This is a genomic window from Cupriavidus sp. FW305-F7 (genome assembly GCF_058782875.1).
The window spans coordinates 74,309-81,717 of record NZ_JBYSYC010000040.1 but is presented as its reverse complement, the minus strand read 5'-3'; the positions used below and the strand labels follow the sequence as shown (position 1 = coordinate 81,717).

At 66.8% G+C, this 7,409-nt stretch carries 8 protein-coding genes, 1 tRNA gene and 1 pseudogene; 4 read left to right on the top strand and 6 right to left on the bottom strand.

Annotated elements, in window-relative coordinates; translation table 11 throughout:
• Positions 1-291: 291 nt before the first annotated feature.
• From lpxO to AC3WL8_RS29995, 4 genes and pseudogenes are all read right to left on the bottom strand, one after another.
• Complete coding sequence (gene lpxO / locus AC3WL8_RS30010) at positions 292-1,194, bottom strand: lipid A hydroxylase LpxO (RefSeq protein WP_013955948.1); 903 nt, start codon at positions 1,192-1,194, stop codon at positions 292-294.
• Between the two features lie 157 nt (positions 1,195-1,351).
• Positions 1,352-1,663 carry a hypothetical protein gene (locus tag AC3WL8_RS30005; protein WP_013955947.1) on the bottom strand — a complete coding sequence of 104 codons (312 nt, stop codon included), beginning with the start codon at positions 1,661-1,663 and terminating at the stop codon, positions 1,352-1,354.
• Positions 1,664-1,695: 32 nt separating this feature from the next.
• Positions 1,696-3,138, bottom strand: a pseudogene (locus tag AC3WL8_RS30000) (DUF2252 domain-containing protein).
• Between the two features lie 136 nt (positions 3,139-3,274).
• Entirely contained in the window at positions 3,275-3,718 is a 444-nt protein-coding gene (locus AC3WL8_RS29995; protein ID WP_153956183.1) for a carboxymuconolactone decarboxylase family protein, read from the bottom strand.
• Positions 3,719-3,860: 142 nt separating this feature from the next.
• Between AC3WL8_RS29995 and pdxR the strand changes: the two genes are divergently transcribed.
• Together pdxR and AC3WL8_RS29985 are read left to right on the top strand one after the other, a co-directional pair.
• On the top strand, positions 3,861-5,309 hold the full coding sequence (gene pdxR, locus AC3WL8_RS29990; RefSeq protein WP_153956182.1) for a MocR-like pyridoxine biosynthesis transcription factor PdxR: 1,449 nt from the start codon (positions 3,861-3,863) through the stop codon (positions 5,307-5,309).
• Between the two features lie 158 nt (positions 5,310-5,467).
• Complete coding sequence (locus AC3WL8_RS29985) at positions 5,468-5,776, top strand: hypothetical protein (RefSeq protein ID WP_013955942.1); 309 nt, start codon at positions 5,468-5,470, stop codon at positions 5,774-5,776.
• A gap of 57 nt (positions 5,777-5,833) precedes the next feature.
• Here the strand turns inward: AC3WL8_RS29985 and AC3WL8_RS29980 are convergent, their stop codons facing one another.
• Positions 5,834-6,517, bottom strand: a complete 684-nt coding sequence (locus tag AC3WL8_RS29980; RefSeq protein WP_492379429.1) for a Fe2+-dependent dioxygenase — start codon at positions 6,515-6,517, stop codon at positions 5,834-5,836.
• A 151-nt stretch (positions 6,518-6,668) separates the two neighbouring features.
• Here AC3WL8_RS29980 and AC3WL8_RS29975 point away from each other — a divergent pair, with 151 nt between their 5' ends.
• Positions 6,669-6,950 (top strand): hypothetical protein, encoded by a 282-nt coding sequence (locus AC3WL8_RS29975; RefSeq protein WP_013955940.1) that lies wholly within the window; start codon positions 6,669-6,671, stop codon positions 6,948-6,950.
• Between the two features lie 144 nt (positions 6,951-7,094).
• On the opposite strand, the gene AC3WL8_RS29970 is transcribed toward AC3WL8_RS29975, so the two are convergent.
• Positions 7,095-7,170: transfer RNA gene (locus AC3WL8_RS29970), tRNA-Met, on the bottom strand.
• 17 nt (positions 7,171-7,187) lie between these two features.
• Between AC3WL8_RS29970 and AC3WL8_RS29965 the strand changes: the two genes are divergently transcribed.
• Positions 7,188-7,373 (top strand): hypothetical protein, encoded by a 186-nt coding sequence (locus tag AC3WL8_RS29965; RefSeq protein ID WP_013955939.1) that lies wholly within the window; start codon positions 7,188-7,190, stop codon positions 7,371-7,373.
• Positions 7,374-7,409 lie beyond the last annotated feature (36 nt).

Here is a 7,409-nt window from a genome sequence, read left to right as displayed (position 1 = left end):
ATCACGTAGCGCCGTAGGAATCCTCGTCCTTTCCGCCGTAAGGCGGCAGCCGAAGGCTGAGGACGGGGGGATGTCAAGGAGGCGGGGTTGGGCTTGCCGACGGCAGCGGCGCTGCTGGCGGCTCGTTCTTCAGGTGTCGTGGTGCAAGCGGCGGCGCCAAGGGCGGCGGCCAGCCACAGTGCGGAGCGGACGCGCATCGGGATCTCCGGAACAGGGTCGCAAAGCGGGATGTGAACGGCGCTCGCTGCCCGCCCAAGGCAAAGAGCCGGCTTGCGCCGGCTCTCTTGCTGCTTACAGGAAGACGATCAGCCCCACGCCCAGCACGATCAGGCCAAACTTGGTGACGTAGTAAAGCTGGCGGTTCCAGGCCTTGAAGCGGCGGCGATACTGGCCGCCCAGCCAGACAAAGCGGAACAGCCGGTTGATCATGCCGGTCTGGTCGTGCTCGTCATTGGGCGAGCTGGCCGCGGTCATGACCTTGCGGCCCATCCAGTGGTTGAACTTCGCAGCCCAGCCGTAGCGCATCGGACGCTCGATATCGCAGAACAGGATCAGCCGGTTGGCATCGCTGCGGTTCTCGGCCCAGTGCAGGTAGGTTTCGTCGAAGACCACGCCCTCACCGTCGCGCCAGCTGTGGCGCTCGCCGTCGACCTCGATAAAGCAGCGGTCGTCGTTCGGCGTGGCCAGGCCCAGGTGGTAGCGCAGCGAGCCGGCAAACGGGTCGCGGTGCGGGTTGAGCTTGCCGCCCGGCGGCAGCTCGGCAAACATCGCCGCCTTCACCGTGGGCAGCTCGCGCAGCAGCGCCACAGTTTTGGGGCAGAGCTGCTCGGCCGACGGGTGCTGGGCCTCGTACCACTTCAGGTAGAAGCGCTTCCAGCCGTACTTGAAGAAGGAATTGAAGCCGGCGTCGTCGTTCTTGTCCGCGGCTTTGATCTTGCGCATCGCGGCCAGCGCCAGCCCTTCATCGCGGATCTCGGGCCAGGCGGCGCGCAGCTTTTCCAGGTCGGGGAAGTTGTCGACCGGGATGTACGGCGTGCGAGGCACGCCCGAGAACGCATACATGAAGCAGTTGATTGGAGCCACCAGGGCCGAATGGTCCAGCAGCTGGCGCCAGATGCGCAGGCGCACCTTGCCGCGGAAGTGCACATACAGGACGGCACCGAGGTAGCCCGCGACGATTATCCACTTGATCACCGAAATCCTCCTGGTCAGCCGCCTCCGCCGCGTGTCAGTCACAGCGCGGACCGGCTGGGTGAAAACGCGTATTTTAGCGAAACGGCAGAGCCGCCGCAGCTTGAGATGATTGCGGCACATTGCCCGGGGTGCGGGCCGCGCAGTCAGGCTGGCGCGTTCAGGCCCCGCCGCGCGACTGGCGCGCGATGCGCTCGATCAGCGCCTGGGCGTCGTCGGGCAGGCCCTGCAGCGTCAGCAGGCGCGCGTTGAGCACCAGGTTCTCCAGCACCAGCTTGGCGGTCGAGGCCCACATCGTGGCCAGCAGTGCTTCCACCGGCAGGCCGGACGCCTCCATCTCGCTGGAACGCTCGGCGATCAGGCGGCACGCCAGCCGGCGCAGCGCGGCGTCGTCGAACGGCAGGTCGGCGTAGTCGATGGGGTCTTCCTTCTCGACTTCCGTCATCAGTTGCAGCAGGGTGTCTTCTGTCATGGGCAGACTCCTGGCCAGGCAAGATGCGTGGGCTACACGCGGAAATCAGCAGCCATGTCGGCATCGGTGCGCGCCTCGAGGCGCCCCGAGCGGCACGCGGCGACAAACTGATCGTAGTCGCGCTCGACCTGGTCGGCATAGCCATTGGCATAGCCTACCATCACGTCGGCCATGCGGTCGCTGCGGCCCAGGTAACCGCTGACCTCGGCGGCCAGGCCGCTGGCCTTGGCGTGCGCCCGCGCCAGCACCCAGCCACACAGCGAGGCATAGCGGCCGAGCAGGTCGCCATCCATCAGCTCGATCTGTGCCGACAGCTTCATGTCGCGCAGCTGCCGCATATAGAAGTGCCGCCCGAACAGCCCCTTGGTCCAGCCGAGGAAACAGGTCGCTCGCGGCCTGCATCAGGCGCTGGCCCTCGCCCACGCGGCGGCCCTCGTGCGCGCTCGGCGCGCTCTTGAAGTAACGCGCCACCACTGACCTGGTGGCCTCCTTGACCTGCAGGAACAGCGGCTTCTCATGCTGGTCCACATCAGCTGCACCAGGCAGCGCGTGCCCACGCTGCCTACGCCGACCATCTTGAAGGCCACGTCATGGCGCGTGAAATGGCCGAGCAGCTGGCGCCGGTCGGGAGCCAGCGTGGACAGGTAGTCCTTGTAGGCCTGGTCCAGCGCCAGATCCGCGTCGCTGGCGGCCAGCCAGTCGTCGCCCGTCCCGAACAGCGTCTGCTCGCCGCGCACGCGGAAGATAGCCGGCGGCGTATCGAGTATCGACCAGCGGTCGCCGATGCGCTCGGCCAACTTGGGCAGCAGCGACTCGTGGGTGCGGTCGGCGGCGCGCTCCATGCCGCGCCGGATGCGTTTCTGGACTTCGGGCAAGGTTTCTTCTTCGAGCAGCCGCTCGAAGGTGATGCGGTCGTACCATATGCCAAGCATGCCCATTTCGGCATAGGCCAGCATGCGGCGCTGGTAGCTGCCCACCGCCTCGCGCACCACGGCTTCGGCCACGCCGGCCTTGTGCTGCAGGTGGCGTGCCGCCACCACGAAGCTTGCGCACAGGCGCTTGAGGTCCCATTCCCACGGGCCGGGGCTGATTTGGTCGAAATCGTTGAGGTCGAACAGCAGCGCGCGCTCGGGCGTGGCAAAGCCGCCGAAGTTGGCCAGGTGGCAGTCGCCGCAGATCTGCATATGCAGCCCGGAATCCGCGGTGCCGGCCAGGTCGTGCGCCTGGATGATGGCGCTGCCGCGGTAGAAGGCGAACGGCGACTGGATCACGCGGCCATAGCGCAGCGGCACCAGCCGCTCCACCCGGCCGTGGCTGCTGATTTCCAGCAGTTCGACGGGGTCGCGGTCGACGTTGCCGATGGCTTCATGCGCACCGCACGGCACCTTCTGGCGTGCGGCCCTGCCGCGCTCGCGCCGGGCCTCGACGGTACCCTCGGCCCCGGCTTCGCCGCCCTCCTGACGTATCGCCACCATGCCCCCGATGCCGGCGCCGCCGGCGGTTGCCATTTGTGCAGCATCTGCAACAGAAGCTAATGCACTGCGCCGCGGCTTGTCAATCGGCAGGCCGCGGCAGGGGTCAGGCTGGGGTCAGGCGAATGTGCGCCGTGGCTCAGAGCGCCGGTGGCTGGCGCCGGAAACCGACGCCAAAGCGGTTCCATGCATTGATGGCCGAGATCAGCAAGGTCAGGTCGGCCATTTCCTTTTCCGAGAATTGCTCGCGCAAGGCCTGGTAGTCCGCATCCGGCGCCTGGCTTTGCGGCAGCAGCGTGAGCGCCTCGGTCCACGCCAGCGCGGCGCGCTCGCGTGGGGTGAACCAACTCACTTCACGCCAGGCCGGCAGCAGGTTCAAGCGGCGCTCGCTGTCGCCATGCTTGCGCGCATCGATGATGTGCATGTCCAGGCAGAACGCGCAGCCGTTGATCTGCGAGGCGCGGATCTTCACCAGTTCCTTCAACGTGGTCTCCAGCGAGCAGCGCGCCAGGTAGACCTCCAGGCCGATCATTGCCTTGTACGCGTCAGGGGCCACGTCTTGCCAGTTCATCCGTTCTTCCATGATCGATCTCCGATTTGACAGGTTGGATTCGGCGGGCACTGTGTCGCGCCCGTTGGGATGAAAGATAGACGCATCGATTGGTCCCGTACACTGCCAATTTCCGGCAGAATCAGTAGACCAATTTTGATCGACGCGTACCCTCATGGAACTGCATCTCGCGCTGGACCAAGCCAGCGACCTGACCGCGCAGATCGTCCACCAGATCCGCGACGCAATCCAGGGCGGACGGCTCGGGGCCGGCGCACGCATGCCGCCTACGCGCCTGCTTGGCACGCAGCTGGGCGTGGCGCGCAAGACGGTGACCACGGCGTATGAACGGCTGGTGGCCGAGGGCTGGCTGCACGCGCGCGTCGGCGACGGCACCTATGTGGCCGAGGGGCTGTCCCGCCCGGCCGTGCGCATGGCGGCTGCGCCGGTGCTGCCGCCCGCCGTGCAGCGCTGGATGGCGGTGCCGACGCCGTTCCTGGACGCCGCCGGCGGCGCGCGCTATGCGTTCCAGCCGGGGCAGGCCGACACCACGCGCTTTCCGCATGAAGCCTGGTCGCGCTGCGTGCGCGCGGCGCTGGCCGCCGAGCGCCAGCGTCCGCCCGGCGCCGCCGATCCGGCCGGTGAGATGGTGCTGCGCCAGGCCATTGCCCGCCATATCGCATTCACGCGCGGCGTGCAGAGCATGCCGACTGACATCCTGGTCACAGGCGGCGCGCAACAGGGCATCGACCTGCTGGCCCGGCTGGTGCTCGGGCCCGGCGCCGTGGTGGCGATGGAGGATCCCGGCTACCCGATGGCGCGTTCGTTGTTCCAGGGGCTGGGCGCACGGGTGGTGCCAGTGCCGGTCGATGGCGAAGGGCTGGTGGTGGACGCACTGCCGAACGATGCCACGCTGGTCTATGTCACCCCCTCGCACCAGTCGCCGCTGGGCGTGCCGATGAGCCTGGCGCGGCGCCAGGCGCTGCTGGACTGGGCGGCGCGCCGCCACGCGGTGATCCTGGAAGACGACTACGACAGCGAATTCCGCTACGGCGGCCAGGCACTGGACGCGCTGCAGACGCTGGACCGGCATGGCCGCGTGGTCTACCTCGGCACCTTCTCGAAGACGCTGGTGGCGAACCTGCGCGGCGGCTACCTGGTGGTGCCGCCCTGGCTGATGCCGGCCGCGCGCAAGGTCAAGCACCTGATGGACTGGTACACGCCGACGCTGATCCAGCAGGCGCTGGCGCGCTTCCTGTCCGAGGGGCACCTGCTGCGCCATATCCGGCGCTCGCACGCGCGCCACGCCCAGCGCCGCGCCCGCCTGCTGGCGCGGCTGCAGGGCGACCTGTCGCCGTGGCTGGAGCCGCTGCCGGCGATGGCGGGCTTCCACCTGGCGGCACGGCTGCGCGTGCCGGTGGCGTCCGAGGCGCTGGTCTCGATGGCGCGCCTGGCCGACCTGGCGCTTGCCACGCTCGATCCCTGCTATGCCTCGCCCCCTGCTACCTGCGCGGGGCTGCTGCTGGGCTTCGGCGCCATCGACCTGCTGGATATCGATCCTGCCCTGGACCGGCTGGCAATGGTACTCTCTGCACTGGTACCTGAGCCGCCGCACGCCACGTGACGCGAGCGGCACAGGAGCGATATCAGGTGACGCATCCCGCGCGCATGCCATCCCGGCGAGATGGCGTCGCAGTCATGCTGGTATTTCGCAAACTGCCGTGAACAAATCGGAAGCGTGCGGGTCTCATTCGCACTTTCCACACAACCAGAGTCGCGTTCATGACCAAGCGTTTGTTGTCCGCCATGCGTCAGTACGCATGGTTTGCCGGGGTGAAGCACCATGTCGTGCAGGGCGTCGAAGCCCTGGCGGAGCTGCTCAAGTCCCCTTCCGCCGCGGCGCGCGCCGTCGCGGCCATCATTGCCGAAACCGAGCAAGGCGTACAGGTCTGGGTCTCGTACTTCGGCAAGCCGCTGGATCCGCACACCAACTACGTGCTGTGGCCCAACCGCGCGCTGCGTCCGGCGCGGCGGCGTATCCAGCCCTCTCCGATCGAACTGTTGCAGATGCAGCGACGGCGCGACGAATAGTCGCGCCTGCTTGCTGGCTGACGTGATGCAGCGCCCTTGAGAGGGCGCCGCCGGCGTTCAGGCGTCCGCCCAGCGGCGCAGCAGGTTGTGATAGACCCCGGTCAGGCCGATCACCGATTCATGCGCCTGGCCGAACTCCTGCGCCACCTGGCGGATACGTGCGTCCAGCTCGAACAGCAGCGCGCGCTGGCCATCGTCGCGCACCATGCTCTGGATCCAGAAGAACGATGACACCCGCGCCCCGCGCGTGACCGGCGTCACGTGGTGGATGCTGGTGGCCGGGTACAGCACCATATGCCCGGCCGGCAGCTTCACGCGCTGCTGGCCGTAGGTGTCCTCGATCACCAGTTCGCCGCCGTCGTATTCCTCCGGCTCGGTCAGGAACAGTGTCGCCGACAGGTCGCTGCGGATGCGGAAGCTGGTGCCGCGCAGGTAGCGGATCGCGTTGTCGATGTGATTGGCAAAGGTATGCCCGCCCTCATAGCGGTTGAACAGCGGCGGATAGACCTTCAGCGGCAGCGCCGCCGAGAAGAACAGCGCATTGTTGCCGAGCGCGTCCTGGATCAGGTCGCCCACCTGGCGCGCCGCCGGCGAGCCCTCCGGTAACTGCAGGTTGCGCTTGGCCAGCGCCGACTGGTAACCCGAGGTCTCATTGCCGTCGGCCCACGCCGCCGCGTCGATGACTTGCCGGACTTGCGCCACCTGGGCCTTGGACAGTACGTCGGGAATCTGCAGCATCATGATGGCAATAACATCGGGATAAATTGGGCAGGTGCACATTGTATGGGAAGCGCGGAAAGGACAAGAACAAGAATCATTACTGTTTGATCCTGTGCGGGCGGCGGCTTCACTACAATGGGGTTTGTATCCCCGTCACCGACAAGGAGCCGACATGTCCGAACCGCTACACGATGAAGCGCTGGTCAATCTCTACCTGGAACGCATCTCGGCTCTCTCGGTGAGCGCCTTCGATGGTGCCGATGTCAGCGGCGAGCTCGATGCGGTGATGCGCGAAGCGGTAACCAAGTGCCAGGCCGCGGGCGGGCCGCAGGCGCAAGGCACACTGACGGTGCTGGCCATGCGGCTGCGTGAGCATGCCGACGCCGCGGAGCGTGAAGACCAGCCGCTGGTGCGCGATACGTTCAGGCGTGCGGCGGAACTGGTGCGCACCTAGCGAGCAGGCGCACGAACGCTGCAAGGCCATGCCTTTGGGTTGCGCGGAATCACATCGGAGCAGTGGGTGAGTCAGGCCGGACGGCCTTGAGAACAACGCCTTGAAGGACTGCGGCGAATGCCGCTGGATACTGAGATAAGGCGTTGGTTGCGGGGGCAGGACTTGAACCTGCGACCTTCGGGTTATGAGCCCGACGAGCTGCCAACTGCTCCACCCCGCGTCTGAAGGAGACGGATTATGGGCGATTCACCCGCGCATGGCAAGCGCTATTTTGCCGTGCGCATGAAATCGTTCATTCGTGCCTCGCGCCGTCATGCAATGCGCCTGGCTTTGCCGTCCGGTTCATGGACCGAGCGAGACTTCGCTCGCTTCATTTCCAGCGTAGGAATGCCGGGCCGGATCAAAAATGATCCGCGTCAATAGCAATAGATCACGGCATGATATAAGCCGTTGCGCCAA

Excerpts from the sequence above, each read along its gene's own strand:
- AC3WL8_RS30005 (WP_013955947.1), bottom strand. The coding sequence starts at position 1,663 with ATGACAGAAGACACCCTGCTGCAACTGATGACGGAAGTCGAGAAGGAA.
- AC3WL8_RS29995 (WP_153956183.1), bottom strand. The coding sequence starts at position 3,718 with ATGGAAGAACGGATGAACTGGCAAGACGTGGCCCCTGACGCGTACAAG.
- pdxR (WP_153956182.1), top strand. The coding sequence starts at position 3,861 with ATGGAACTGCATCTCGCGCTGGACCAAGCCAGCGACCTGACCGCGCAG.
- AC3WL8_RS29985 (WP_013955942.1), top strand. The coding sequence starts at position 5,468 with ATGACCAAGCGTTTGTTGTCCGCCATGCGTCAGTACGCATGGTTTGCC.
- AC3WL8_RS29980 (WP_492379429.1), bottom strand. The coding sequence starts at position 6,517 with ATGATGCTGCAGATTCCCGACGTACTGTCCAAGGCCCAGGTGGCGCAA.
- AC3WL8_RS29975 (WP_013955940.1), top strand. The coding sequence starts at position 6,669 with ATGTCCGAACCGCTACACGATGAAGCGCTGGTCAATCTCTACCTGGAA.
- AC3WL8_RS29965 (WP_013955939.1), top strand. The coding sequence starts at position 7,188 with ATGGGCGATTCACCCGCGCATGGCAAGCGCTATTTTGCCGTGCGCATG.